The sequence below is a fragment of the Bacillus gobiensis genome (assembly GCF_001278705.1).
GTDB lineage: Bacteria > Bacillota > Bacilli > Bacillales > Bacillaceae > Bacillus > Bacillus gobiensis.
Genome location: NZ_CP012600.1, coordinates 3,344,373 through 3,370,633, shown reverse-complemented (window position 1 = coordinate 3,370,633; position 26,261 = coordinate 3,344,373). Strand labels below are relative to the sequence as shown.

Here is a 26,261-nt window from a genome sequence, read left to right as displayed (position 1 = left end):
GTTTAGATACTAAACTATATACTTAAAAAAATTATTTCTCCAAAAACTCATTTAGCTTTTGAATGCATTTTTCGAAAATTTGGATCTCCTTTTCGTCTAGTTGAGCGCTAAGTTCTTTGTAAAAATTCAGATGTAATTCTTCGTGGACACGGAAAGCGTTTTTTCCTTTTTCAGTCAGTGAGATGATTACAGCCCTAGAATCATTTGCGTGAGGGGAACGTTTAACGAGACCTTTGGATTCTAGACGACGGAAAATCTGCGTAACAGCACCTTTCGTAATACTGAGACGGGCAGCAAGCTCGCTCATAAGGATACCGCCTTCGCAACCAATTGCGTCGATCGTGTGAATTTCGCTGGGCGTCAGTGGTCCACCTTCCCCGAAAGTACGAGGATGGCGTTCGAGTTGTCGCAGCTTCATGATTAAACGGCCAAGATTTTGACTGCCTGTTTTACTGCTATTATGGTTATTTGATTGGATTTTATTGTTATTCATAATTTTAGTTTAGTAGCTAAACTTTTATTCGTCAACAATTTTATCACTTAATCGCTTAAAGAAAATTGTTTCTTAATCTGACTTATGCATATTTATCTGATAATCAGACATTTAAATCAATATCAAGAAACAAAAAAACATCTATAATATTCATTTACAGGAATATTCTCAAAAGGGTATATTGAATGCAGGAACACTAATAAAAGAAATTCGAACCATGATAACAAACAATAGTCCTGCCAAAGGTGATTCTTTACCGGCACTGAATTGGATGAAGAGGTAAACAGCTTTCCTGCGTGCTCCAAACGGCAACACTTTTAGAGTACGAAGGAAAGACACAGCTCACATTAACACGACAGCAGTACCTTGTAGGTATGGAGGAAGGATGGGAGAAAAGCCTAGATCTCGCCGAAGAACTAAAATAAGGGGTGATTTTTATGGAAAAAGTAATTTCAAAAGACGGTACCACTATTGCTTTCGATCGACTGGGTGAAGGGCCGGCGATCATATTGGTAGGCGGTGCGTTAAGCTACCGATCGCACGGGAAACAGGTGCAGCTAGTCGAGCTCTTGGCGAAGCACTTCACGGTAATTAACTATGACCGTCGGGGGCGGGGGGATAGCAGTGACACGTTGCCGTATGCGGTAGATCGTGAAATTGAAGATATCGAGGCATTGATAGATGAAGCAGGTGGATCTGCATTTGTGTACGGTATGTCCTCAGGTGCAATCCTTGCCCTTGATGTCACTAACAAGCTTACCAATAAAATCAAGAAGCTTGTGGTGTTTGAGCCGCCGCTTGTCCCCGACAACAGTCGTCCTCCATTGCCTGAGGATTACGTAGAACAGATCAACGAGGCTATAGCGGCTGGTAACCCCAGTGAAGCGGTCGATATCTTTTTGACGCAGGCAGTGCTCATTCCTCCTGAATACCTGCCAGCTTTGAAGGAAGACCCGATGTGGAAAGACTTTAATGCTGTGGCACACACACTGGCCTATGACGGTATTATCGCGAAAGATGTGATGGCGGGCAAACCGTTACCACCCAACAAGTGGTCATCAGCAACCTCCCCCACACTAGTGATAAGCGGCGGGAACAGCGAAAAGTTTTTCCATGACTCTGCAAAAGCGATCATCAATAACCTAACCGATGCGAAGTATCATGTTTTGCAAGGCCAGGGCCACGACGTTGCCCCGGAAGCCATCGCTCCCGTGTTAGTAGAGTTCTTAAACGGCACCGGTCAGAGCTTTGTCGCGGCGACAAACAAAAAAAGTTAACGGAAAACAGTCCGCAATTTTTTTTACCTGAGGTTAGGGAATCTCCCTAATCTTTTTGTATTTGGTGTGAAAAATCCGCATTTGATTCCAGGAGAACACTCCCTATTTTAAATTCCACTCATGGGCATGATTACGTATAAATTTAATATCTTTTTGATAATGATCGTAATGACCTTCACTGATCATATTTTGAAAAGCAGTATCGCCTTCATTCGCTTTTCTGGTCATCGTCTTGCATAGGCCTTCTAATCGTAATAATACGAAGTCAATAATTTCAGTCGGTACCTTCTCCCCATAGGATTCAAAAAATAATTTAACTCTCTCTTCTCGAAGCTTTGCATGCAATAAAGGATCATAATGAATTTTCTCACCTTTTTCAGAAAGATAAAATCTGCTTAAAGGCACACAAGTATAGAGAGTATACGCCACGTCCCAAAGCTTAGGGCCAGGTCCGGCAACATCAAAATCAATAATTCCTACAGGCGTCTTATTATGAAAAATAATGTTATAGATAGCAAAGTCATTGTGGCACAACACCTCTGCCTTTTTAGGAGTGTTGTCTAACCATTCCCAATCATCATCTATTGGAAAATCACTGACGGAATCATGATAACGACGTTGCATTTTGGCAATTTGACTTAAAACGTCATTTGACCACATATAGCTCTTTAATGGATAATTTCCCGCTTCCCCTTCGAAAAAAGATAATATTTCTCTGCCCTTCTCATCGATGCCTAAAAACTTTGGAGCATAATCAAATTCTTTATCTGATAAGTGGATTAGTAATTTATGAATTTTAGTGCTGTTTGACTTCATTTTCCGTCTAACGGTATTTCCAACACGACATACTTTAGAGACATTTCCACCGGTTAATATCTCTTCGTTTGGCATATGGCCTCTCCTTTCTCATAGAACTGAATAACTTAGAGTTTCAATTCACACACGTAAAACTCCTTTAGATTCTGGCTCGTATGTTAGAGAAAAGTACACCTTTCTGTAGAACATGACGGCGGTACTATTGCCATAGTCTTAATTTATTGATAATTGTGCATTTCATTATTCATAAATATATAATTAATAGTATGGTAAATTCAGGGGTGAAGGATTAGTTAAAGGATTTTTCGAGTGCTGATTAAGTGAAATTTTATGAGGAGGGGTTCAAAATGATTCGTTTCGAGAAATGCTCTATAAAAGGATCTCGAGAATTAAATGAGGATGTGCTTGTTGTAAACGAACAGGATCAAATTTTTGCTGTGATTGATGGGGCGACATCTGTAACCCCTTATAAAAATCGTAATGAAGAAACTGGCGGCTTTATTGCAGCGAATTTATTAGGGTCATTTTTACAGGATGTTGATAAAACCAGCAGTCTTGAAAATCAAGTGCTTCTGGCAAATGACTCATTACACGAATTGATGGTTGAAAGTGGTATCGATACGAATAAAAAAACGGATTTGTGGAGTGCAGCTTTTGTTGTTGTACGTATTAAGGAAACAACGCTTGAATATGTTCAGACAGGCGATTGTATGTTATTTGCCAGATATTCAGACGGGCAGATACGAACAATTACTCACGATCAAGTAAGCAGGTTTGATTCGAAATCTTTAAAAAAATCACTCGATGGAAAGCGGTTAGGCTATCACGATCCGAATGAATTATTTCAATACTTACTCCCAACAATCAGAGAAAATCGGAATATGGCGAATACGTTTGATGGATATTCTGTATTAAATGGAGACCCGAGGCTGGCCGACTTCTTGGAAAAAGGAACGATAAACCTATCCGGTGTGGAGAGGATTTACATGATATCTGATGGATTGTTTTATCCTTCAACGTCAATCGAGGAAAAAACAGACTGGAATGCTATCGTATCAACAATTGATCATTTCGGAATATCAAATTATGCAAACAAAGTGATTCAAATGGAAGAATCTGATCCTCAGTGTGATAAGTATCCCAGATTGAAAACATCTGATGATAAAACTGGAATCGTCATTGACCTAAGCCAGAAAAGAGAATTTGCAAAATCGGAAACTGTTCAGCATGCAACAGCTAAAGATGTATAAAAAAGGATAAGCATCAGCCTATCCTTTTTTAATTCTCTACGGATGTGATCATTTTCAACGCTTCTACAGGATCTGAAGTATTTGGCACGGCTTCATACACATCTTGACCGTTTTGCCAAATGGCTGCGTTATGACCCTCGTTTTCATAATCGACACTGATCTGGCCATATTTGTTCGGGATTGGCAGCGTATTTGTCTCAAGAAATTCAACCATATCTTTTGCATCGTCTTCCAAATTAATCGCATTATCTGTATTGGCTCTTAAATTTAAAAACCATCTGCCTTCGTTCCAGCTTAGATATTTTGAACCGGCGGCACCTTCCTGCAATCCTTTAATCCCGTGTCCCAAGTCGATATTTTCTTGCTGAACCTCTTGATAGCCTGTCTCTTCTTGAGCTGATTGTGCTGAATCGTATTTCGTTCCCGTCAATGTGACAAGTTGATTCTCTTCGCCAAGATCGTTCAACTCCGCGTCATTAATTTGCAGAGGCTTGTCTGTTTGAAAAATAATCACGCTGTATCCGGCTGATTTGTTGTCAATGGCGGCGCTGTAATAGGTATTATCATCTTTAGGAATATCGGTTGGGGCGACAAACGGCACGTCTGTTTTTAAATTGGCTTCGACGTCTTTTAGTAAAGCTTCGAGTGACGTATAGCTTTTCTCAGAAGTGTTTTCATCCTGGGCGTTATTAGATTGATCAATAATTTGTACTTGATGCTGATTCGATTGAACCCCTTTCGCTGATGAGCAGCCTCCTAAGATTAATGTAGGAACAAGCAAACTAGATGTAAGAATCATTTTTTTCATGCGATGCATCCCCTTCCATTATTTGGTCACTCATAAAACGATTCCCTAGATGAAATGAAAAATAACATCCTCAGGCATTTTTTTATATTCTTTTCCTTTTCGTCTGTTTCCCTTGCTGTAGTTTCCTTCTGATAGATTTTAAGAAAGGCATCAGATCGGAGCTTTCCGTAAATGACTTTTACAATTCACTGTTCCTTGCCACTTTCATTTGAGTGAAGTATATAGGTACTTTCCGTTCTATAGCTTTCTGTTTCATTTGTTGTTATTGCATAATAAGCTTCAACTGCGATTCTTAGTGAATTTATTCAGCTGCTGGTTTTAAATCCCGCTGTTGTCGTTTGTATGCCAATACCCCGAAGATAACAAATAGTGCTGTAACGCCGAGTTCAATTTCTAATTTTTTCAACGTATCCTCCTTTCTTTATTGGTATCAGTAAGTACATTTCACATTTTATAAGCAACCGCTTCATGAAGAAATTGATTCATCTTTCAATTCACTTACACGGCTGTAAGGTAGCCCGTGTCTTTTGTGAATCTTACTATTACATGCCATAATATACCTAAGCAAAGGAGAGTCGGATAAATGCAAAAAATTATGATCGTAGAAGATGATCCGAAAATCGCGGAATTGCTGCATTCGTACATTATGAAATACGGGTATCACGTCATTTTAGTCACTGAATTTGACCATGTGATGGATGAGTTCAGGAAAAACAAGCCCGATTTGGTTCTTCTCGATATCAATCTGCCAAGCTTTGACGGATATTCTTGGTGCCGGCAAATTCGTACAGAATCGATTTGTCCTGTTCTTTTTATTTCGGCACGTACAGGGGAAATGGATCAGGTGATGGCTTTGGAAAACGGCGGGGATGATTTTATTACGAAGCCGTTCCACTCTGAAATTGTCATGGCGAAAATTCGAAGCCATCTGCGCCGGGCTTATGGAGAATATGCGCATAAGACTGAGGAGCGGGTGCTGGAAAGGGACGGGCTTCAGCTTTTCCCTGAGAGGCTGGAATTAAAATTCGGAACAAATATGGCTTCTTTGACAAAAAAAGAATCGGACATAATTGAAAGTTTAATAGAGCGGTACCCGAGAGTTTCCGGACGAGAAGATTTACTTGAAAAGCTATGGGACGATCTCGCGTATGTAGATGAAAATACACTTAATGTGAACATTACACGCGTCAGGAAGAAATTTCAGGAGCTCGGTATAGAAAACGCGGTAGAAACTGTGCGGGGCGCAGGATACCGCTTGAACGTATCTTGGGCAAAGGCGGGAGAGGAATGAAGCTTTTTTTCAAAGAGCATTCGCTATTAATTGCCGTTCAGACGCTGCAATTTTTCTTCATTTTGTTGATCTACTGGCTTGACGGGTACAGGAACATCAGGCCAGCGCTTTATGCCGCTTTCCTCGGATTTTTCTTTCTCGGATGCTACCTTCTCTATCACTATTATAGCCGCCGCAGGTACTATCAGCGTCTTAGCCAGCCATTGGAGTCGCTTGACGATTCTTTTCAAAAAACGGATCTGTCGCCTGCAGCAGAAGCGCTGGACCAGTTATTGCATAGCCAGTACAAATACTATCGCCAGGAATTAAAAGCGTCAGAACGCGATCGAAATGAGCATCTGATGTTTATGGATCAGTGGGTGCACCAAATGAAAACACCGCTGTCCGTTATTGAACTGACGGCGCAAAACCTGGATGAGCCGGAATCTTCCAATATACGTGAAGAAACGGAGCGAATGAAGATAGGTTTACATACGATTCTGTATATGGCTCGGCTTCGTACAATCGAGAAGGATTTTCACGTCAAACCGGTCCATTTATCGAAAATAGTTCATGAAGTAAACAGTGACAATAAGCGCTTCTACATCCGCAGCCAGGTATATCCGAAATTGCAGGAGCAAAAGGAAAACATGACAGTGGAAACCGATGAGAAATGGTTGTTTTTTATCCTGTCTCAGTTCGTGAACAATGCGGTGAAATATTCTAAGGGAATAAGCAATAACATCGTCATTATCCTTTATGAAAAAGATGAGGAAGCAGTACTGGAGGTGGCCGACTTTGGGGTCGGCATTCCTGATATGGATCGAAAACGAGTTTTTGACCCGTTTTTCACAGGGGAGAATGGCCGGAAATTCAGGGAATCAACGGGAATGGGCCTTTATGTAGGCAAGTCAGCTGCGGATCATCTAGGTCACCGAATCGAGCTGGAAACGGAGGAGGGTAAAGGTACGACGATCCGAATCATTTTCACGTCAACACAAAACCTTACATCCATGTAATATAAGTGAAAGAAGAATCGATAGTTGCCCCTCTTTATCTTTAGGTACACTGATCACAGATCGAATGATAAATACGAAAGGAGATCTTGTGATGCTTCAAGTAAAACAAGCGAGTAAAGTTTATGAAGGGAAAATTGCTTACCGGGCATTGACGGATATCAATTTAACCATTGATAAAGGTGAATTTGTCGGAATTATGGGACCATCCGGCAGCGGGAAAACAACACTGTTGAATATGATCGCAACGATTGATGAACCGACAACGGGCGAAGTTTTACTCGACGGTCGTAATCCGCACCTGCTGAAAAAAGATGAATTGGCGAAATTCCGCCGCCGTGAGCTGGGCTTTGTGTTTCAAGATTTTAATTTGCTCCACACATTGACTATTGAAGAAAACATCGTTCTTCCTTTGACACTGGACGGAAAAAACGTTAGTGATATGAAACAAAAGGCAAAAGATATTGCCGGAAAACTTGGGATTTCAGAAATCATGAAAAAGCGTATTTTCGAGATTTCGGGTGGACAAATGCAGAGAGCAGCTGTGGCAAGAGCTATGATTCATTCGCCAAAGCTCTTGCTTGCCGATGAGCCGACAGGAAACCTTGATTCCAAGTCGTCTAAGGATGTCATGGAAATGCTAGAAGCAATCAATCGAAACGAGCAGACAACGATGATGCTTGTCACCCATGATCCTCAGGCAGCCAGCTATTGCAATCGGGTCGTCTTTATCCGCGACGGGAAGTTTTATTCGGAAATTCACCGCGGCGATAACCGCCAGGCTTTTTTCCAAAAAATTATCGATACACTTTCCTTGATGGGAGGGAATGCAAATGACCTTTCGTCAGTTCGCGTTTAATAACGTTACCCGCAATAAAAGGCTGTATATAGCGTACTTCCTTAGCAGCATGTTTACGGTGATGGTATTTTTTACTTTTGCAGTTTTTGCTTTTCATCCAGCATTAAGCGGTGATGCTCTGAATTCAGATATGGGCGGTAAAGCTTCCTTTGGACTTTATGTGGCGGCAGGTATCATTTACGCCTTTTCCTTTTTCTTCGTTTTATACTCGATGAGCGCCTTTCTTCAGTCTCGTAAGAAGGAGTTCGGGGTATTGATGGTTCAGGGAATGTCTATGCGCCAGATTCGAACGATGGTTTTTCTGGAAAACATGCTGATCGGATTTTTTGCGACCATCGGAGGAATTGCTCTCGGATTGGTATTTACCAAGGTGATATTACTGGCAGCGGAAAATGTGCTGATAATCGAAAACAAGCTGAATTTCTATTTTCCGCTGATGGCCATTCTTTTAACGCTTGCTTCCTTTATTGTTTTGTTTTTGTTCATTTCATTCTTTGTTTCCTTTGTGCTTCGCTCCAGAAAACTGATTAACCTAATAAAAGGTGACAAGAAATCGAAAGGGGAGCCAAAGGCGTCAATCTTTTTAACGATTCTGGCCGTTTTATTGCTTGCCTCCGGTTATTGTTTAGCTTTGATGACAAAGGGAGTTCAGGTGTTTAATGTCATGCTTCCGGTGGTTATCGTTGTGATTCTAGGGACGTATTTATTGTTTACTCAGTTAAGTGTATTTGTGATTCGAAGACTTAAGAAAAAGGATACCGTCTTCTGGCGTAAAACAAATATGCTTTTGTTTTCTGATCTATCCTTTCGGATGAAGGATAATGCGCGGACGTTTTTTATGGTGGCTATTATTTCAACCGTCGCATTTAGTGCGATCGGGACTCTATACGGATTACATTCACTGCTCACCGGATCAACAAAGAACTTTAATGCCTATACTTTTTCGTACACCTCTCAGGAAGATAATACTGAGGAAGAGAAGGATGTAGCTTTTATTAATGAAACGTTAAATAACAAGCACATTGAGACAGAGAAGATGGAAACGATACTCGGGTACTTTGATATGAATGGACAGGAACAATTGATCGCAAGACAATCTGATTATAATCAATTTGCAGAGTTGATCGGGGAGAATAAAATTGAGCTGGCTGACGGAGAAGCAAAAGTTGTAGACTTTGAAGGATACCCATACAGCAATGGAAAACAATTGCTCAATGAACCAATCCCTCTTGAATCGGGACTGCAGGTTCAGCCAAAAGAAATCATCCAGTCAAAAGCTTTACCTAATTTGAAATCGTATTATGTTGTCACTGATGAAGATTATGAACAGTTGAAAAATCCGATAAATGTAGAAAGAATCTATGCCTGGCAGGCTGAATCAGGAAACAAGCAGACAGTGATTGAGGCGGGAGAGATTTTATCGAAAGACCTCGAGCCCTATCAACTCAAGGCTAAGGATTACGAATTGTATGATATCAATAGACAATTCGGTCCGGTCTTGTTTATTGGATTATTTATCGGCGTCGTCTTTTTCGTCTCTGCCGGAAGCTTCCTTTATTTCCGCCTTTATTCCGATTTAGACGATGATAAACAGAAGTTTAAAGCCATTGCCAAAATGGGATTGACCGAAAACGAACTGAAAAAAGTGCTGAACAGGCAAACTGCGATTCTTTTCTTCGCGCCAATTTCTGTCGCTCTTATCCATGGAGCCATTGCACTTACAGCCTTGTCCCATGCGTTTCAATATGATTTATTTAAAGAGTCTGCCGTGGTGCTTGGTGTCTTTTTCGCCATACAGGTGATCTACTTTTTCGTCGTCCGCTTCTTCTATTCGAAGCAGATTCAAGCAGAAATCTAAATTGTTGTGCCTAACAAGGAAGTTGTCTTGTTAGGCATTTTTTAATGGACTGCGTGTTTAATAAGAAAATTCTTTTTTCTAGTTTTACACCTTTTTCACATGATGAACAGATCGCTCGTTTTGCACGTTTCCTGTATTTAATAATTCGTATGGTTCGATTAAAGCTACATATGCTTCTTCTTCTGCCAAAGGCATGTGTTCTACACCTTTAGGGATTACTACCATTTCCCCCTCTTTTAAAACTATATCTTGATCCCGAAGCTTTATTGTAATTTGACCTTTCACTACTAAAAATAATTCATCGGAATCATCGTGATGATGCCATAAAAATTCCCCTTTAATTTTAACCAATTTCATTGAGGAATCATTTACACTAGCAACACTTATAGGCTGATAATAGTCGTGAATCTGATCAAACGCAGATAAAAGATTTACTTTCTTTATCATTTCTCCCCTCCGGCTTTGCGTCTTATTTTCATATTAGCAGAATGATGATGTCAGGCAACTGAATTGCCAGCAAACAAGAAGAAAGTAATTGAAGATGCTGCTTCATTCATCGAGCGAGGAGAGCACTTAGAGGTTCGAGACCGACAAAAAGAATATAGTTATATCGAAAAATCTACTGTTGTATTAGAAAAATATAATTGTAGGATGTGGTATTTTGAGGTTAAAAGTAATAATTCCGGTTGTTGTTTTTACGTGTTTACTGTTTATTGCCCCCAATTCAATCTTTGCGCAAGAAGTTTTACATAAAGGAAATCGAGGAGAAGAAGTTTATAAATTGCAAGAGGATTTAAAAAAAATGGGTTACTTTACTGATCAGCCGACAGGGTATTATGGTTCTATTACAGATAATGCTGTTAGACAATTGCAGCTAGATACTGGATTATCACAAGATGGAGACGTTGGATCCGAAACACAGCAAAAATTAGATGATATAGAAATGATGGCAAAGGTTGTTCAGGGAGAAGCACGCGGTGAGCCGTATGAAGGAAAAGTTGCTGTAGCTGCTGTTATTATAAACCGAGTGTCAGAATCAGGTTTTCCTAATAATACTCACGATGTTATTTTTCAGCCAAATGCTTTTACAGCTGTAAATGATGGTCAATATAATTTGACTCCTGATAGCGATTCTTATCATGCAGTGATTGATGCTTTAAAAGGCTCGGACCCTACATTCGGTTCGGTTTATTATTATAATCCAACTATAGCAACTAATGATTGGATCTTCACTAGGGAAACAGAGATTAAAATAGGAAACCACATATTTGCAAAGTAAAAGATAACCTAAAAATCCCTCAAATCAAGGTTCTTTCATATGTGTAGCTTTCAAAGAAAGTTGCACTGAAAAAAGTCCAACCGTTTAAAAAAAGTTTGATCAAAATCTGAACTGAAAGTATATTCTCTCTAATTAGCCTTACAGGGTGCTCAACAAAAAAAGAACTAGTCTTAAAGCCGATTTCCTTCACAAAGGGGAATCGGCTTTATTCTAATTAGATTTATAGTAGGAGATTAAATAGGAGATACAAAGTTTTAAAGCTTAACTTATTATGAGGATGTGACTAATCAGGGATTTCTTGGGATAAAAAGCTTTTTTGATAGGAATAACAGCAAGGTGTTAAGAAGTTAATTTTAGATGAATTTAATAGAGAGACAGCAGGAATTTAGGGGGATTTTAGATAGAAGCGGGTTAGGGGTGAAAGTATGCAAAGCAATAAAGAAGATTCTTCATTTAAAGATATCTCTTGGAAAAGTTTTTTCTTAATGTACGGCATTTCCATAACGATACTATTCGGGGGCGGGTTCTTGATTCGATTTTTTCGTGATGGTGATTTTTTTATCCTTGAATTTGTTGCAGGAGTTATTGGTGTTATTTTATTATCGGTCGGTGTTTTTTTAAAGAACAAATAACTATACTACTACTCCATCCTTAACTTGACCCTTACGTCACGTAATGGTTTATATTGAAGTTACCGGTAAAAATAGTCGCGCGAGATGAGGGGATGGTCATCGAAAGTAAAAAGTATTGGAAAGTAGGAGAACTTGCAAAGCTAACAGGATTAACAATTCGAACTTTACGATATTATGATCAAATTGGCTTGTTTTCACCGTCCGTCTATTCTGATTCTGGATACAGACTGTATGACGAATCTGACATATCGCGATTGCAGCAAATTTTAACCTTAAAGGATTTGGGCTTATCGCTGGAGGAAATTAAATCTATTTTATCTGATGACAATTACAATCCATTCGACGTCGTATCACTTCAAATAGCCCGTCTAAAGGAAAATATCAGAATTCAACAAAAACTTTTAAAGGAATTACAGAATGTATCTAGCCTTATGCAAAATCATGAACCACCGACTGTTGAGGATTTTACAAATCTATTAGGAATGATGAAGAAGAGTCACGAGAGATATTTTGCCGAAAGGAAAATGAACATGGAATACCAATTCGACAGGCTCGGCAATTTTCTTGCCAAGCATCCGAATGAACCAAACTAAGGAGGAATATGTAATGAGCAAACGATTTGTAACGCATGATACTTTTGTGATTGAAAGGGCTTACGAATCCCCGCCTGCACAGGTGTTTTCGGCCTGGGCGGATCCTGTAGCCAAGGCCAAGTGGTTTACGAAGTCTGACGAGTTCGATTTTCGAGTCGGCGGGCGAGAGAGCAGTCGGGGTGGTCCTCTTGATGGACCTGTATACACTTTTGACGCCTATTATCAGGAGATCGTTCCTGACGAGCGCATTGTTTATTCCTATACCATGGATCTCGATGAAACTCGCATTTCCGTATCAGTGACAACAGTGGAGTTCAAGCCTGCTGAAGGCGGAACACAGCTGATTTTCACCGAACAGGGGGCATTCCTCGACGGCCATGATTCACCAGCCGACCGTGAGCACGGAACGAAGATTATGCTGGACAAGCTGGGAGAGGAGCTGCAAAAAGAGTACTCTCCTAGGAGCAAGGGATGAAGAGCACCATGACTGGGAGTGACAGTCAAGCTGGCATACGGGAGTGGATCGGTCTGGCAGTGCTGGTTCTGGCTTGCTTGATCGTTTCTATCGATGTTTTCGTACTAGTCCTTGCACTGCCGTATTTGAGTGCGGACCTGGGTGTAAGTAGCATTGAACAGCTGTGGATTATGGACATCTACGGGTTTATGCTCTCCGGGTTCTTGATTACGATGGGTACTTTGGGCGATCGCATCGGCCGGCGTAAGCTGTTGTTGCTGGGGGCAGCGGCATTTGGTTTGGCTTCAATACTAGCGGCATTCTCCACGAGCCCCGAAATGCTGATCGCGGCCCGCGCTCTGCTTGGCATCGCTGGGGCTACGTTGGCTCCATCTACCCTGGCGCTGATCAGCAACATGTTTAACGATCCAAGGCAGCGGGGTCTGGCCATTAGTATATGGATGGCAGGCTTCATGTGCGGAGCAGCCTTTGGCCCGTTAATCGGGGGTGTAATGCTGGAAAACTTATGGTGGGGCTCTGTATTCCTGCTAGGCATACCTGCGATGATACTGCTGCTCGTGCTTGGTCCTGTGCTGCTGCCTGAATATCGTGACACGAATGCCGGACGTTTGGATCTAGTGAGTGTCATACTTTCGTTAGGAGCGATCCTGCCCATCGTCTATGGCTTTAAGGAACTGGCCAAGAACGGTTTGCATCCGCTGAATATCTTCGTCATCGTGGCCGGCTTGGCTGTTGGTGTGATATTTGTACGACGTCAACATGCTCTTCACGACCCGTTGCTTGATCTTCGACTGTTTATCAACCGCGAGTTAAGCACAGCGATGGGTGGGCAGCTGTTTTGCACCATGCTGATGGGGGTGATTATGGTGTTAGTCACTCAGTACCTCCAGCTTGTCGAGGGATTAACGCCATTGAGAGCGTCTTTGTGGATGATACCTGCTGTGGCAGCGCAAATGACTAGTTTCTTGCTATCACCTCTTCTCGCACGTCGAATCCGTCCGGCATATTTGATAGGAGCCGGATTGGCTGTCTCGGTGACTGGCCTCTTCTTGCTCACCCAGGTCGATATGAGCACCGGTATCACGACGTTGGTGATTGGTTACGCCCTCACGAACTTCGGTTCAGGGCCGCTAATGACCCTGTCACCCGATCTGATCGTCGGATCCGCTCCTCCCGAGAAAGCGGGATCTGCAGGAGCGATGTCTCAAACTAGTAGTGAGTTAGGCTTCGCCTTAGGACTTGCTGCACTAGGCAGCATTGGCACATCTGTGTATCGTAACCAGATTGCTGATGGCATTCCCGCAGGTACCCCAACCGAGTCAGTACATGCCGCCAGTGACACTCTTGTCGGAGCTGCAAAAACAGCTCAAAATTTGCCAAGTGAAATTGGTATGCAGCTCCTCGCCTCTGCTCGCGAGGCGTTCGCCAGTGGAATGAACACAGTTGCCACGATCAGCGCCATACTTTTGATCGGTGTTGCTGTATTTGCAGTTACCCTTCTCCGTCATATACGACCTAGCGGAGAGACACAGCAAGAACAGGTCGACAGTATTCCAGCCCCCGTAACCGACACCGAGAACTAGCCATGCTAGTTATATAAAAGAGTTTGGCCATAGTAAGGAATTAAGGCTTGTAAGGTCTCCTGAATACTTTAAAGACTAATATACGATAATGTATATTAGTCTTTAGAGTACACAATAAGGAATGAGGAGCATCTTCATGAGACTAAATTTTCTACCTATATTATTACTAGTTTTAATAGGAATTCTAGCAGGGTGTCAAGAAGGCAGCTCTTCAAATGAATCAAAAGAGGCAGCAAGCGCAGCTGAAGACAGGGAAGCTAAGGATATTAAAATCAACGAAGCTCCTGAAAATGTCACTTCTCCTTCTGATGCCGCGATTCATCAGTATGAAGTTTCTTTTAAAAACGGTGAGAAGGCTTTTCCAGAAACAAGCTCTATCATCACCGAAACAACGCTAGGCAATCATAGTATAGTGGCGATTCGTTCTCCGGAAGGGAAAAATAAGTATACCGTTTTTCTCTATGAAAATAAAAATGAATGGATAATGAATGGATTTATGAGATTAGGAGTAGCAGAGGAAAATTCTTTTACAGGTAATGGCTTGAATTTACCAATGAAAAAATTTAGTTCAAGCAATATTGAATTGGCAGATAAGAATCAAGAAGCTTGGGCATTTGTTGATGAAGAAAAAATCATTACCATTGCTAGATTTAATCAATTATCCTTCGAGGAGAACCCAGAAACGAAAATTATTTCTCTCAATAACGGATATGAAGCTTTTATCTCGAAAGATAAGTTCAAAAATAGCTTTTTGTACTATTTTGATACTGAAAAAACGGTTGTTGTTTCAGGGAACGTAAAAGAAAAATAGCTTGTTGAATTAGCAAATTCATTACCTTCCGTTGTTCCTCCCGACTTCCCAAGTGCAGAAAAATAGGGTATCCCAACTTCAGGATCCCCTACTTCCGATGCATTTTAAATTTCAAAAATAACTCATTATAATAAGCCAGATTTTTTCGCCCGAGGTTCTCATATACCTCCAGCTTCTCCGTTAGCTCCGGCGGGGGATAGAATCTTTCATCAGCGACCATTTCTTCCGGCATGTATTTAAGAGCCTCTTTGTTTGGTGTCGAATAGCTGACGTATTCTGTATTTTGCGCTGCAACCTTCGGATCGAGCATGAAGTTAATAAATTGATGGGCCGCATCCACGTTTTTTGCCGTTTTTGGGATGACCATATTATCGAACCACAGGTTGGAGCCTTCCTTTGGAACGACATACTCCAAATCTTCATTTTCAGCCATGATTTCTGATGCTACACCTGACCATACGAGGCCAATCGCCGCTTCTTTATTTTCAAGAAGCATCCGGTTTTCGTCTCCGACAATGGCTTTTACATTTGGGGTTAGCGTGTCCAGCTTTTCCTTCGCTTTCTCCAAATGGTCCTTGTTTGTATCGTTAAGCGAATAACCTAAGCTGTTCAGTCCCATTCCGATGACTTCTCTCGCGCCGTCGATCAAAAGGATTTCATTTCTTAGATCAGAATCCCACAGGTCGTTCCAGGTCGTAATTTTCGTGCCGTTCAGCATGCTTGGGTTATAGACAATGCCGACGGTTCCCCAGAAATAAGGGATAGAGTACTGATTGCCGGGATCAAACGGGAGATTCATAAATCGCTCGTCAATATTCTTTAAATTCGGAAGCTTCGAATGATCGAGAGGGATGAGCAAGTCCTCCTGTCGCATCTTATCAATCATATATTCCGATGGGACGGCAATATCATACGTCGTGCCGCCCTGTTGGATTTTTGTCATCATCGCCTCATTGGAATCAAACGTTTCATAAATCACCTTGATGCCTGTCTCTTTTTCAAAGCGATCGATTAACTCGGTATCAATATAGTCGCCCCAGTTATAGATCGTTAACGTGTTGCCGCCTGAAAAGCCCTGCGAGGCGTTCAATCTCGCTATTGCAAATAAAAGCACCGCAGACACAAGGATAACTGTTAGAAAAACACGGATCAGTTTATTCATTTTCTAACCCCCATTCCACTCGGCTTGTTGCGCTGTGTAATAAAGTAGTAGACGATGACAAGCAGGATCGTGAATAGGAAAAGCAAGGTCGATAAAGCGTTAATATTCAATGAGATTCCGCGGCGCGCCAACGAATAAATTTCAACGGAAAGTGTGGTAAACCCGTTTCCAGTCACAAAGAAGGTAACGGCGAAATCATCGAGTGAGTACGTTAACGCCATAAAGAAACCGGCGAAAATTCCGGGTGTAATATACGGTAAAATCACCTTTGTCAGCACATCCAGCCGGCTCGCCCCAAGATCCAGAGCCGCGTCAATTAACGTCGGGCTCATCTCCGATAATTTCGGCAGTACCATCAGGACAACGATCGGAACGCTAAAAGCGATATGGGACAGGAGCACCGAATAAAAACCAAGCTGTATTCCGGCCATCGTGAACAAGATTAGAAAGGATGCTCCGATAATCACGTCGGGACTGACAATCAGCACATTATTTAACGATAACCACGTATTTTTCGTTTGCCTCCGTTTAAACGAGCGAATCTCCAAAGCACCGATCACACCGATGATGGTCGAAATGAGCGCCGATAATAAAGCAATCACCGCAGTATTTAAAACAATAATGAGGAGCCTTGTATCGCTAAACAATTCTTTGTACCAATCCAAGGTGAAGCCTTCGAAATTGTACATCGTCCCCCCGCTGTTAAACGAGTAAATAACTAGGAAAAAAATCGGTGCATAGAGGATGAAAAAGACCCCAACCAAAAATACTTTAGATAATGGAGATATTTTTTTATCCACGTTACACACCTCGCTTTCCGTTGCCTGTAACAGACATCATCAGAAACATAAAAAAGATTAAAAAGACCGCAATGGTAGAACCCATCCCCCAGTCCTGCGTCACAAGAAAATGCTGTTCAATCGCAGTTCCAAGTGTAATGACACGGTTTCCGGCGATCAATCTCGTTAGCATAAACAAGGATAGTGCCGGAATGAAGACAAGCTGGCAGCCGGATTTCACGCCGTCTATCGTGAGCGGAAAGATGACACGTCGGAAGGTTGTCCATTTGGAAGCTCCTAAATCATTGGCGGCGTCCAAAAGCGTCGGGTTGAGTTCATTGATTGAATTAAAAATCGGCAGAATCATGAACGGGATAAAGATATAAACCGACACAAACACGAAGCTGAAATCAGTGAATAATAGCTGCTTGGATCCAACCCCGATCAATTCCAAAAAGCTGTTTGTCACACCATACGTTCCGAAAATACCGAGAAACGCATAGGCTTTTAACAGTAAATTGATCCAAGAAGGGACAATGATTAGTAGAAGCCAAAGCTGCTTATGCTTTGTCTGTGTGAGCAAATATGCAGTCGGGTAAGCAATAACAAGCGAAATCAACGTGATCAAAAGTGCATACCAAAGTGAACTGAGCGCCATTTGAAGGTACACAGGAGTAAAAAAGTTTTGGTAATTGGTAAACGAAAAATTTCCTTCAATATCGATGAAGGAATAATAGAGAACAAGGACAATTGGCGCGATTACAAATAGTGCAATCCAAAGCACATAAGGCAGCATATATAAATTCCGGGTCAGCTTATTTTCCATGAGCGTCTCCTGCTGAATACGCTTCTAAACGGCGGTCGAATTCTTCCTCTGTTTCCCCAAAGCGCATGACGTGAATCGCTTCCGGATCAAAAAAGAGGCCGATTTGATCTCCAACCGTCGCTTTTTTCGTGGAATGGACGAGCCATTCATTGCCGTCTTGGTCGTAGCTGCTGATTTCATAATGGACACCGCGAAACAACTGGGAATCGACACGCACTTGAAGCTTCCCGTGTTCCAAAGAGGTGATTTCCAAATCCTCCGGACGGATCACAATCTCTACCGGCTCATTCTTGTCCAAACCGCGGTCGACGCATTCGAACCGCTTTCCAACGAATTCGACGAGATAATCGTCAAGCATGATCCCTTTGACAATATTGGATTCCCCGATAAAATCAGCAACAAATCGGTTGATCGGCTCATCGTAAATATCTGTTGGCGAACCGCTTTGCTCGATTTTCCCTTTATTCAAAACAAATATCTCATCTGACATTGCCAACGCTTCCTCTTGGTCGTGGGTGACAAAGATAAAGGTAATCCCCAGGCGCTGCTGCAGCTCTCGCAATTCATACTGCATTTCTGTACGCAGCTTCAAATCGAGTGCTGACAAAGGCTCATCAAGAAGAATGACCTCCGGCTCGTTGACAATCGCCCGGGCAATCGCAACTCGCTGTCTTTGGCCGCCTGACATTTCTCTGATTTCCCGAGTTTCATAGCCTTCCAGGTTGACGAAGCTGAGCGCTTCCCTTACTTTCGATTCGATGTTCGTCTTGCTCATTTTTTTAATCCGTAATCCGAACGCCACGTTTTCAAATACATTTAGATGAGGAAAAAGCGCATAATCCTGAAATACTGTATTCACCTGCCGTTTATTGGCAGGCACGTTGTTGATTTTTTTTCCGTTAAAATAAATCTCTCCCCCGGTTGCCTCTGTAAATCCGGCAATTAATCTTAGAATGGTAGTTTTCCCGCATCCGGAAGGGCCGAGGAGCGTATAAAATTTCCCGCGCTCAATCTCAAAGCTTACATGATTCAGAACTGCTGGATCATTGTCGAATTGTTTTGTCACATTTTTAAATTGAATAATAGCATCGTTCTTCATAGCATTCTCCCTTTTGCTGGATTATCAAAAGCCAGGGGGCGATCCAACTTCAATTGTCCTTTATTTTGAGTTTGGAAATAATTATACAATAAACGATTTATATTTAAAATTATCAAAAAGTAAACACTGGCAGTATTCGATCATGCGGATTATAAAATTGTTCCGATCCTGTGCATGTTAATAAATAATTTACTAAGTAATAACACACAAAAAAGCTCTAAAAACTTTTACGTTTTTAAAGCCTTTTTGCACACATTAAAACAATTTAAAAAACATTTTATCTCCCTTTATTAATAGAAGGATAACCTGCAAAGCCGAATTTTCCTCCTACCACTTCTTTTACCTCATGGATAACAATAAAGGAAGCAGGGTCGATTTTTTGTACATTCTTTTTGATTTTTAGCAGTTCATTCTTTTTAATTACAACATAGATAATTCGTTTATCTTTATTAACATAGTATCCATATCCATAAAAAATGGTTGCGGCATTCCCAAATTCACTAGTAATGACCTGAGCAATTTCTTCATATTTATCAGACATAATAGTCATTGCTTTTTTATTGTGGAAGCCCTCAATTACTAAATCAACTATTTTAGCGGACAAATAAACAAATATAAACGTATAAAGTGTGTTATTGATACCGATAGCGAATACAGAAGCTAATATAATGACACTGTCCATATAGAACATGCTTTTTGAAATGTTATAGCCTTTTGTATAATTTAATAAATAGGCTAAAAGAGTAGTTCCGCCAGTAGATCCTTCAGCAATAAAAATCAGCGCTAATCCTGTCCCCATTAATACCGCACCAAACACAATACCTAAAATCATGTCATGAACTGCAAATGGAATAAAGCTTACAATACTAAGGAAAACAGAGGTCATAATAGTACCTAGTACAGTATAAAGAATCGTCTTTTTCGTTAAAAATTTATAAGCTAAAGCAATAAAAATAAGATTAACGATAAACGTACTGACGCTTGTAGGTATATGAAATAAATAATATAAAACCAGAGCTATACCAACCGTACTTCCGTCCCCTAACTTATTTGGGATCACAAAAAAATCAATAGAAGCAGCAACAAGAAATGCTCCAACAATAATTAAAAGGATATCTTTATAAATTGTTTTCAATATGCGAAAACCTCCTTAATAGTTTAGAATATCCCACCTATGCTTCGCTTATAAGTGGGGGCTTACCTCTATAAAATTTTTAAAGATAAAAAACGCCTCAGAAATTGACTAGTTAAAAAACTAATCAATTTCTAAGACGAAAAGAATGATGATACTTATTTGCATGTCAATGAATGATTACCCTCAATGTCAATGATGATATAAGCATCTCAACTTTATGTCAATGTTATAAAAAATGTTCAATTTTTCAAAAAATAAACTAAATATATTCAAAAGGATATGTAATATAAAGGGAACTCTTTGCGACGACTGTAAAGGGTTTTTAAGTTTGTTTTATTCAATTTTGAGGGTTCATCGCATTACTATATCCGAACTAACTTATAGTTGTCGAATCAGAATGTGGAAGCAGCAATTGATAAAGAGATATAATTGATATAACTTACTTCTTTTTGGAGGTGTTCAGAAGAAATGGAAGCAAATTTCAATTTAAATGGAAAAGTAGCGTTGATCACAGGAGCTGGCAGAGGTATCGGAAGAACACTTGCAGAGGGGCTGGCTAATGCGGGGGCTAATGTCGTGTTAGTGGCGCGAACGTTAGAAGAATTAGAACAAGCAGCTGCGGAAATTACTAATCATTCAGGAAAGGAAACGCTGGCAATGGTTTGTGACGTAACAGACAGTGACTCAGTACAAGAGACAGTCAATCAAGCAATGAACCGTTTTGGCCAAATTGATATTTTAATAAACAATGCGGGGACGAGTGTAAGGGAAACGGCGTTCAATATATCGGAGGACGACTGGGAGAAAGTAATGAATGTCAATTTCAAGTCTGTATTTCTTATGTCAAAGGCAGTCGGTAAGCATATGGCAGAGCAAAAGTATGGAAGGATCGTCAATGTTGCCTCTGTGGCCTCTTCTCTTAGTCTTTCATCAGGAACCCCGTACGGACCAAGCAAAGCAGGCGTTGTGCAACTGACCAGGCAGCTGGCCAATGAGTGGGCAGAGCAAGGCATTACTGTAAATGCGATCAGCCCTTGGTTTTTCAAAACGTCTCTGAACGAAAAATCACTGGAAAACGAAGAGTTTCGGACGCTTATCGAGAAAAGGACTCCTATGAGAAGGTTGGGACAGCTGGAGGAACTTATTGCACCTGTTATTATGTTTTGTTCGGATGGTGCGAGTTATATCACTGGGCAAAACTTATTTGTTGATGGCGGCGTTACAAATTATGCGTTTTAGGTGGTGAAAAGGGGTAAAGCCACGATTGTGAAGATTTATCACACATAAACGGGCAGTTAGCCCCTACTCAGAAGAATAGGTGAAAACTGCCCGACTTATACTTTATTTTAAAAATTAGGGGACACGGATCATCTATTTCAAATCAAATAAATTTTTATACACTTTAAAAATTTTATCCAGTTTGTCGAAGGCTTTTCCATCACTAGCTCCACCTTCAATTACCGGACATTCTAAATCACATTTCGGGCTTTCTGTTTGCGATACCGTCATTAACCCGAATTGCAATTCATTAACAATTTGAGTGGTTGCACCATCAACTGCTAATTGGATAGTTGGGGCAAGGGTACCTCCAAAGTGAGCGAATTGGAATTCGGCTGGAAGAGTACCAACTTGTTGAATCGGAATACCCTGCAGGTTAAAGTTATCAATGAAGCTAAGAACGGTAAAGTCTGGAAGAACTAGCCAAGAATATGCTTGGAATGGCTCTTGAGGTGGGTTTGTAATGACAAGTCCCCCGTCATTTAACGGAATGTAATCTCCCCGAAGTGCATCGGCTACAAACCCGTACAAACCATCTGGTCCAGGTCCTGGTTCAAGTCCAGGTGCAAATGTAAACTCGTGGGAGTCCGTGAATAAATAGTAAAGACCGTCTCTGACAACGATATGAGGTCGTTCTGTTTGTTGATTTAAACAAGTCGCTTCAAGTAAAGCTGGAAGCAGCTCCCATTCAGTAAAGTTATCATTTTGAAGAAGGGCAATTCCGATATTTCCCGAAAATTGATTAGCTTCTGGTGGTACACCTGGTCCGCAATCAATTTCATCAGCAGTGCCCCCGACATTTCCCTCGAATAACAAGTATTCACAGCCTGTTGCTGGATCTTTAAAGAAAAATGGGTCACGGAAAGCATAAATAATGCCGCCGCTGGATTGTTCTTGTGTTTGATACAGCACTCCATCTGGCTCTAAAATAATTTGGTGCGCTGAAAAGTTATCAAATAGAACCCCATTGAGATCAGAAAAAACATCGCTGCTTGCAAGAGCAATTCGCTGTTCAAATGTGGTTTCGGTCTCACCTCGTCTGCCGGTTGCAGTATAAAAGAAATATACCGTTCCATCATTGTCCAGCATTGTAGAACCTGCCCATTGACGGGAACCTAATGCTGTTCCAGGCGGGAAGACTTCTCCTCCTTGGATCCAGTCAAGACCATCTCTAGAATACCAGTACGCAATTCTTGCCACGTCATGACGCTGGCCAGGTAATACGCTGCGGGGCGCTGATAGAGCAAAAAGTACTCTCCAGCCGCCTGGGAGAACAGCAATCGAACCATCTCTAGTTGTTAATGGCCACATATCCCAAATCCATAAGTCTGCTGATATTCTCGGGAATGGTTCGTTGATTACATTCGTAACGTTGTCTGGAGTGATTCGAATTTGTTCTGCTTGTTCCCTGGTCCAAACCGAAGGCTCAACATTTTGATGTTCTCTTAAACAACGGTCGAAATCTCTGCTAGGATCATAATCGCAAAACTGCCTAACTTCTTTTCTACTGAAGGTACGAAACTGTGTAACTTGAGCGCCTCCTCCAATACTGCTTGGGAAATTTCGGTTAGGTTGCCCACCTAGGATAGGAGACTTAGACAGCTGATTTTCTGTAGAACCAGCAATCGGAAAAACCTGCTTGCAAAACTTTCCGTCTTTATGAAAACCTGACAAGTTTATACACCCTTTCTTTCAACTTTAATAAGCTCATAAACATGTTATGTTCGATCGATAGAAAAGGTATAGACAAGCGTTTAGTCTCTATATATATTAAAAAAATTGATAGAACTGACCAGCACCCTATTAGCAACTATCTCGATTCTCTAATCTTGGAGACAAGGATCAAACGACTATTGCAAAAGAACAAAGTAAATTCAAAAACAAAGAGATTTATCGGACGAATTTAGGTGAAAATAAAAAGGCCTATGCTGAACTTAGCATAGGCTACAAAATATTGACTTTGGTAGACCAGGAAATGCTTTCATTTTATCGTTCAATATAGATATAAATAATCGAGATTGTAAAATAAATCACTCATGGTTAGACCTTTGCTCCAAATCTGAGATCATCTTTTTATATCTTTTTTCAGTTAAAGGATAGAAACATATGATGATTATAGAAAGTAAAATAAATACTCCTGGTATCAAGGCATTCATATTTTTAATAGCGTTAAGTGAAGTTAAAGTCTGCTCTACATTAGGCACATAGCCTGCGATCCCTAAATAAATGGCAGAGAACGACCCAGCAAGTGCAACTCCTAATTTATTAGTAAAACTCATGCTGGAAATAACAACTCCATCTGCCCGAACTCCAGCTTTCCATTCCGCATAATCTACACAATCCGCAATCATACCCCAAGCAAGCGTATTTAAGGGAGTTGTAAAGAATCCCGAAGCAAATAACCAAATGAAAATTAACGTGACTGAAGTATAAGGAGTAAAGTGCAGCCCGACGTACGAAATAAGAGATATAGCAGCTGATATAATCATCATGTTCTTTCTACCCCACTTTTTGGAAAATGCAGGTATGAATAAGTTACTAATTAACGCTGCACCAAAAAATAAAACGGTTCCCAAGAACACTAATTCCTTTTGATGGATATTGTACGTAAAGTAGTACACCATTGTACTGATTTTAATATTAAACCCAATTGAAAACACCAAAAATGCTGAAGTTAGAATTAACAAAGGCTTGTTTTTAAATAAAACAGATAAAGTCATTTTAATTCCATGTTTCTTGCTTTTTTTAGGGACAACTCGTTCTCGTACTGTAAAAAAGCTAAGGAGGTTCAAAATTATACTTACAATTGCATAGACTAGAGCAGTCATCTGAAATCCAAACGCTTGATTCTCCCCTCCAAAAGCTGTTGCAAGTGGTGTTGCACACGAAATGGAAAGAAGGATCCCTATATAAACCAATACCATACGAGTAGTCGTTAATATCGTTCTTTCTTGCACATCATTAGTAATCCGCCCTGTTAAGCTGTTAACTGGAATCGTTTGCATACTAAAGGACATGCCCAGTAAAATATAGGTAACGTACGCATATAAAATGTTCCCAGTTGGTCCAAAGGGAGGGGAGGTAAAACACAAGAATAAGAATAATGCGAAAGGAAGTGAGACCCACAATAAATATGGCCTTGCTTTTCCCCACCGCGTATTGGTTTTATCCATAATGACTCCCATTATAGGATCAAAAATAGCATCTAAAATTCGAACGACCAAGAATAAAGTGGCGATAACCGCGGGGTGAATGCCGCCGACATCCGTATAAAAGAATAGAAGATACGCGTTAACAAATTGGAAAACAAGATTATACGACATATCACCAAGTCCGTATCCAATTCGTTCTGACCAGGGCAAACCAGCATTAGTATAGGGTTTATTTCTGTTTTTCGCCTCTGCTACCGTTATTTGTTCTGGTTCTATCATGGATCTACCTCCTGAATCCGTTTTCAATATTAAGCTTCATTGGGAGTATTCAAGTCGATAAGATGGAAATGCCAAACCAATCTCCTCCATCTCTCCTCCTAATAACTTCTTGAGTAGTAAACCTTTTAAACAATGATCAACTTGTCCCTTCAACAGCCTGTCTATCTCATCGTGATATTTAAAAGATAAAATATCGGGAGGGATTGATATTGTTATTCTGCTAGATATCAAATCCGCTCCAGGAGTGTTAAACCGCTTTCTAATTATGCACTTTCATTTCATCAGTTTGATTATCGCCCACTCGGGTGCTGCCATTTGGATAGACAATAATTTTTAAGCTTTCATTCTTAAAGTTAAGTGCTCGTTCCATCGCCTCACGTGTATCTTCTAACGTAAATTTATCCGTCACAAGATGCTTAGTGTCAATGATACCGGAAGCGAGAAATTGGATTCCTTTTGGATACGTGTTGGCATAACGGAAAATGCCGTAAATATCAATCTCATTGTCCGCAATAAATGGTACATTAAGAGGAATTTCATTCTGGGCAGGCAAGCCCACAATGGCAAGCTTACCGCCACGGAGCAATGAAGCCAGTGCGGTTTGCAGCGCTTTCGGATTTCCGGCTGTTTCCCACGCCACGTCAACTCCTCTGCCATTCGTAATGGTTTTGATTTCATTTAGAGGGTCTTGTTCCCGAATATTGATCACATGAGTTGCTCCCATTTTTCTTGCTGCCTCAAGCCGCAGCGGCTCCAAATCGGTCACGATGATTGTGCCTGCCCCAAATGCTTTTGCGGCAGCAACAGCCATTAAACCGACCGGTCCCATTCCCATAATCGCAATGGTTGATCCCGGCTGAAGTTTCGTTCTCATCGCTGCATGAATACCGACAGAAAATGGCTCTATCAGGGCAGCATCTTCAAATGAAAGAGAATCTGGGATTGAAAAGACAAAGTCCTGGCGAATTTTTATATATTGGACAAACGCGCCGTCCACCGGTGGCGTTGCCAAAAATTGTACATCGGGGCAAAGGTTATAACGTCCTTCTTTGCACGCTTCGCAATGTCCGCAGGTTACACCTGGTTCAACAGCAACGCGATCGCCGACGTTAAAACGATTGACAGACGATCCTACAGCTGCCACCTCACCTGAGCATTCATGACCAAGGATAAATGGTTTCTCCACAATGTAATTACCAATCCTGCCATGAGTATAATAATGCAAATCCGACCCGCAAATTCCAACGGCCATAACCTTAATCAATACTTCGTCATCACCGATTTGAGGTACAGGTATTGTTTCAATGTTAATTTCTCTTGTACTGTGCATAACTGCTGCTTTCATCGTTTTTGGTACTGTGTTATTCATCGGCAATTTTCCTTTCTTTAAATAAAGTTTTTATATACCTATTAAAATGATTTATATTAGAATGAATATAAATTCATCTTATAACCCGGGCGGTTGACGATGTTATCGCATACAATTTAAAATGTTATCGCATACATAATAGAATGTATAATCTAATTTTAG

General features: G+C 40.9%; 25 protein-coding genes. 13 read left to right on the top strand and 12 right to left on the bottom strand.

Annotated elements, in window-relative coordinates; translation table 11 throughout:
* Positions 1-31: 31 nt before the first annotated feature.
* Positions 32-418, bottom strand: coding sequence for a MarR family winged helix-turn-helix transcriptional regulator (locus AM592_RS16875; RefSeq protein WP_082364358.1), 387 nt, complete (start codon positions 416-418; stop codon positions 32-34).
* 512 nt (positions 419-930) lie between these two features.
* On the opposite strand from AM592_RS16875, the gene AM592_RS16870 reads away from it, so the two are divergent.
* A complete protein-coding gene (locus tag AM592_RS16870; protein WP_053604883.1) occupies positions 931-1,770 on the top strand; it encodes an alpha/beta fold hydrolase in 840 nt (279 codons plus the stop codon).
* A 102-nt stretch (positions 1,771-1,872) separates the two neighbouring features.
* Here the strand turns inward: AM592_RS16870 and AM592_RS16865 are convergent, their stop codons facing one another.
* Complete coding sequence (locus AM592_RS16865) at positions 1,873-2,661, bottom strand: aminoglycoside phosphotransferase family protein (RefSeq protein WP_053604882.1); 789 nt, start codon at positions 2,659-2,661, stop codon at positions 1,873-1,875.
* Positions 2,662-2,933: 272 nt separating this feature from the next.
* Between AM592_RS16865 and AM592_RS16860 the strand changes: the two genes are divergently transcribed.
* Positions 2,934-3,836 (top strand): protein phosphatase 2C domain-containing protein, encoded by a 903-nt coding sequence (locus AM592_RS16860; RefSeq protein ID WP_053604881.1) that lies wholly within the window; start codon positions 2,934-2,936, stop codon positions 3,834-3,836.
* Between the two features lie 28 nt (positions 3,837-3,864).
* Here the strand turns inward: AM592_RS16860 and AM592_RS16855 are convergent, their stop codons facing one another.
* The gene (locus AM592_RS16855) at positions 3,865-4,644 is read right to left on the bottom strand and encodes a hypothetical protein (RefSeq protein WP_053604880.1); all 780 of its coding nucleotides are present in this window, start codon (positions 4,642-4,644) and stop codon (positions 3,865-3,867) included.
* Between the two features lie 583 nt (positions 4,645-5,227).
* Between AM592_RS16855 and AM592_RS16850 the strand changes: the two genes are divergently transcribed.
* From AM592_RS16850 to AM592_RS16835, 4 genes are all read left to right on the top strand, one after another.
* The gene (locus AM592_RS16850) at positions 5,228-5,935 is read left to right on the top strand and encodes a response regulator transcription factor (RefSeq protein WP_053604879.1); all 708 of its coding nucleotides are present in this window, start codon (positions 5,228-5,230) and stop codon (positions 5,933-5,935) included.
* The gene (locus AM592_RS16845) at positions 5,932-6,933 is read left to right on the top strand and encodes a sensor histidine kinase (RefSeq protein WP_053604878.1); all 1,002 of its coding nucleotides are present in this window, start codon (positions 5,932-5,934) and stop codon (positions 6,931-6,933) included. The genes AM592_RS16850 and AM592_RS16845 overlap by 4 nt, the downstream gene beginning before the upstream one ends.
* A 91-nt stretch (positions 6,934-7,024) precedes the next feature.
* On the top strand, positions 7,025-7,789 hold the full coding sequence (locus AM592_RS16840; RefSeq protein ID WP_053604877.1) for an ABC transporter ATP-binding protein: 765 nt from the start codon (positions 7,025-7,027) through the stop codon (positions 7,787-7,789).
* Entirely contained in the window at positions 7,764-9,647 is a 1,884-nt protein-coding gene (locus tag AM592_RS16835; protein WP_053604876.1) for an ABC transporter permease, read from the top strand. Before AM592_RS16840 ends, AM592_RS16835 begins: the two co-directional genes overlap by 26 nt.
* Positions 9,648-9,731: 84 nt before the next feature.
* On the opposite strand, the gene AM592_RS16830 is transcribed toward AM592_RS16835, so the two are convergent.
* Complete coding sequence (locus AM592_RS16830; protein ID WP_053604875.1) at positions 9,732-10,094, bottom strand: cupin domain-containing protein; 363 nt, start codon at positions 10,092-10,094, stop codon at positions 9,732-9,734.
* A 214-nt stretch (positions 10,095-10,308) separates the two neighbouring features.
* Here AM592_RS16830 and AM592_RS16825 point away from each other — a divergent pair, with 214 nt between their 5' ends.
* The 6 genes from AM592_RS16825 (at position 10,309) to AM592_RS16800 (ending at position 15,020) form a co-directional block, all read left to right on the top strand.
* Positions 10,309-10,926 carry a cell wall hydrolase gene (locus tag AM592_RS16825; RefSeq protein WP_225970256.1) on the top strand — a complete coding sequence of 206 codons (618 nt, stop codon included), beginning with the start codon at positions 10,309-10,311 and terminating at the stop codon, positions 10,924-10,926.
* Positions 10,927-11,351: 425 nt separating this feature from the next.
* Complete coding sequence (locus AM592_RS16820; protein ID WP_053604874.1) at positions 11,352-11,558, top strand: hypothetical protein; 207 nt, start codon at positions 11,352-11,354, stop codon at positions 11,556-11,558.
* Between the two features lie 92 nt (positions 11,559-11,650).
* A complete protein-coding gene (locus AM592_RS16815; protein ID WP_053604873.1) occupies positions 11,651-12,151 on the top strand; it encodes a MerR family transcriptional regulator in 501 nt (166 codons plus the stop codon).
* Between the two features lie 13 nt (positions 12,152-12,164).
* Entirely contained in the window at positions 12,165-12,626 is a 462-nt protein-coding gene (locus AM592_RS16810) for an SRPBCC family protein (protein WP_053604872.1), read from the top strand.
* Positions 12,623-14,209: an MFS transporter gene (locus AM592_RS16805; protein WP_082364134.1), complete on the top strand. Its 1,587-nt coding sequence runs from the start codon at positions 12,623-12,625 to the stop codon at positions 14,207-14,209. Before AM592_RS16810 ends, AM592_RS16805 begins: the two co-directional genes overlap by 4 nt.
* 136 nt (positions 14,210-14,345) lie before the next feature.
* Positions 14,346-15,020 carry a hypothetical protein gene (locus tag AM592_RS16800; RefSeq protein ID WP_053604871.1) on the top strand — a complete coding sequence of 225 codons (675 nt, stop codon included), beginning with the start codon at positions 14,346-14,348 and terminating at the stop codon, positions 15,018-15,020.
* An 88-nt stretch (positions 15,021-15,108) separates the two neighbouring features.
* Here AM592_RS16800 and AM592_RS16795 read toward each other — a convergent pair whose 3' ends face one another.
* From AM592_RS16795 to AM592_RS16775, 5 genes are all read right to left on the bottom strand, one after another.
* Positions 15,109-16,182 carry an ABC transporter substrate-binding protein gene (locus tag AM592_RS16795; protein ID WP_053604870.1) on the bottom strand — a complete coding sequence of 358 codons (1,074 nt, stop codon included), beginning with the start codon at positions 16,180-16,182 and terminating at the stop codon, positions 15,109-15,111.
* Complete coding sequence (locus tag AM592_RS16790) at positions 16,179-16,982, bottom strand: ABC transporter permease (protein WP_053604869.1); 804 nt, start codon at positions 16,980-16,982, stop codon at positions 16,179-16,181. Before AM592_RS16790 ends, AM592_RS16795 begins: the two co-directional genes overlap by 4 nt.
* Position 16,983: 1 nt before the next feature.
* Positions 16,984-17,787 (bottom strand): ABC transporter permease, encoded by an 804-nt coding sequence (locus tag AM592_RS16785; RefSeq protein WP_053604868.1) that lies wholly within the window; start codon positions 17,785-17,787, stop codon positions 16,984-16,986.
* Complete coding sequence (locus tag AM592_RS16780) at positions 17,777-18,886, bottom strand: ABC transporter ATP-binding protein (RefSeq protein ID WP_053604867.1); 1,110 nt, start codon at positions 18,884-18,886, stop codon at positions 17,777-17,779. The genes AM592_RS16785 and AM592_RS16780 overlap by 11 nt, the downstream gene beginning before the upstream one ends.
* Before the next feature lie 277 nt (positions 18,887-19,163).
* Positions 19,164-20,021 carry a YitT family protein gene (locus AM592_RS16775; protein WP_053604866.1) on the bottom strand — a complete coding sequence of 286 codons (858 nt, stop codon included), beginning with the start codon at positions 20,019-20,021 and terminating at the stop codon, positions 19,164-19,166.
* Between the two features lie 468 nt (positions 20,022-20,489).
* Here AM592_RS16775 and AM592_RS16770 point away from each other — a divergent pair, with 468 nt between their 5' ends.
* Positions 20,490-21,260: an SDR family NAD(P)-dependent oxidoreductase gene (locus AM592_RS16770; protein WP_053604865.1), complete on the top strand. Its 771-nt coding sequence runs from the start codon at positions 20,490-20,492 to the stop codon at positions 21,258-21,260.
* Between the two features lie 132 nt (positions 21,261-21,392).
* Here the strand turns inward: AM592_RS16770 and AM592_RS16765 are convergent, their stop codons facing one another.
* The 3 genes from AM592_RS16765 to AM592_RS16755 form a co-directional block, all read right to left on the bottom strand.
* Positions 21,393-22,973, bottom strand: coding sequence for a glycoside hydrolase family 68 protein (locus tag AM592_RS16765; RefSeq protein ID WP_053604864.1), 1,581 nt, complete (start codon positions 22,971-22,973; stop codon positions 21,393-21,395).
* A gap of 356 nt (positions 22,974-23,329) precedes the next feature.
* Positions 23,330-24,730: an MFS transporter gene (locus AM592_RS16760; RefSeq protein WP_053604863.1), complete on the bottom strand. Its 1,401-nt coding sequence runs from the start codon at positions 24,728-24,730 to the stop codon at positions 23,330-23,332.
* Positions 24,731-24,989: 259 nt separating this feature from the next.
* Positions 24,990-26,099, bottom strand: a complete 1,110-nt coding sequence (locus AM592_RS16755) for an NAD(P)-dependent alcohol dehydrogenase (RefSeq protein ID WP_053604862.1) — start codon at positions 26,097-26,099, stop codon at positions 24,990-24,992.
* Positions 26,100-26,261: the final 162 nt, after the last annotated feature.

Excerpts from the sequence above, each read along its gene's own strand:
- AM592_RS16780 (WP_053604867.1), bottom strand. The coding sequence starts at position 18,886 with ATGAAGAACGATGCTATTATTCAATTTAAAAATGTGACAAAACAATTC.
- AM592_RS16810 (WP_053604872.1), top strand. The coding sequence starts at position 12,165 with ATGAGCAAACGATTTGTAACGCATGATACTTTTGTGATTGAAAGGGCT.
- AM592_RS16795 (WP_053604870.1), bottom strand. The coding sequence starts at position 16,182 with ATGAATAAACTGATCCGTGTTTTTCTAACAGTTATCCTTGTGTCTGCG.
- AM592_RS16870 (WP_053604883.1), top strand. The coding sequence starts at position 931 with ATGGAAAAAGTAATTTCAAAAGACGGTACCACTATTGCTTTCGATCGA.
- AM592_RS16845 (WP_053604878.1), top strand. The coding sequence starts at position 5,932 with ATGAAGCTTTTTTTCAAAGAGCATTCGCTATTAATTGCCGTTCAGACG.
- AM592_RS16855 (WP_053604880.1), bottom strand. The coding sequence starts at position 4,644 with ATGAAAAAAATGATTCTTACATCTAGTTTGCTTGTTCCTACATTAATC.
- AM592_RS16830 (WP_053604875.1), bottom strand. The coding sequence starts at position 10,094 with ATGATAAAGAAAGTAAATCTTTTATCTGCGTTTGATCAGATTCACGAC.
- AM592_RS16770 (WP_053604865.1), top strand. The coding sequence starts at position 20,490 with ATGGAAGCAAATTTCAATTTAAATGGAAAAGTAGCGTTGATCACAGGA.
- AM592_RS16865 (WP_053604882.1), bottom strand. The coding sequence starts at position 2,661 with ATGCCAAACGAAGAGATATTAACCGGTGGAAATGTCTCTAAAGTATGT.
- AM592_RS16840 (WP_053604877.1), top strand. The coding sequence starts at position 7,025 with ATGCTTCAAGTAAAACAAGCGAGTAAAGTTTATGAAGGGAAAATTGCT.
- AM592_RS16850 (WP_053604879.1), top strand. The coding sequence starts at position 5,228 with ATGCAAAAAATTATGATCGTAGAAGATGATCCGAAAATCGCGGAATTG.
- AM592_RS16815 (WP_053604873.1), top strand. The coding sequence starts at position 11,651 with ATGGTCATCGAAAGTAAAAAGTATTGGAAAGTAGGAGAACTTGCAAAG.
- AM592_RS16755 (WP_053604862.1), bottom strand. The coding sequence starts at position 26,099 with ATGAATAACACAGTACCAAAAACGATGAAAGCAGCAGTTATGCACAGT.
- AM592_RS16800 (WP_053604871.1), top strand. The coding sequence starts at position 14,346 with ATGAGACTAAATTTTCTACCTATATTATTACTAGTTTTAATAGGAATT.
- AM592_RS16860 (WP_053604881.1), top strand. The coding sequence starts at position 2,934 with ATGATTCGTTTCGAGAAATGCTCTATAAAAGGATCTCGAGAATTAAAT.
- AM592_RS16805 (WP_082364134.1), top strand. The coding sequence starts at position 12,623 with ATGAAGAGCACCATGACTGGGAGTGACAGTCAAGCTGGCATACGGGAG.
- AM592_RS16760 (WP_053604863.1), bottom strand. The coding sequence starts at position 24,730 with ATGATAGAACCAGAACAAATAACGGTAGCAGAGGCGAAAAACAGAAAT.
- AM592_RS16820 (WP_053604874.1), top strand. The coding sequence starts at position 11,352 with ATGCAAAGCAATAAAGAAGATTCTTCATTTAAAGATATCTCTTGGAAA.
- AM592_RS16835 (WP_053604876.1), top strand. The coding sequence starts at position 7,764 with ATGACCTTTCGTCAGTTCGCGTTTAATAACGTTACCCGCAATAAAAGG.
- AM592_RS16785 (WP_053604868.1), bottom strand. The coding sequence starts at position 17,787 with ATGGAAAATAAGCTGACCCGGAATTTATATATGCTGCCTTATGTGCTT.
- AM592_RS16875 (WP_082364358.1), bottom strand. The coding sequence starts at position 418 with ATGAAGCTGCGACAACTCGAACGCCATCCTCGTACTTTCGGGGAAGGT.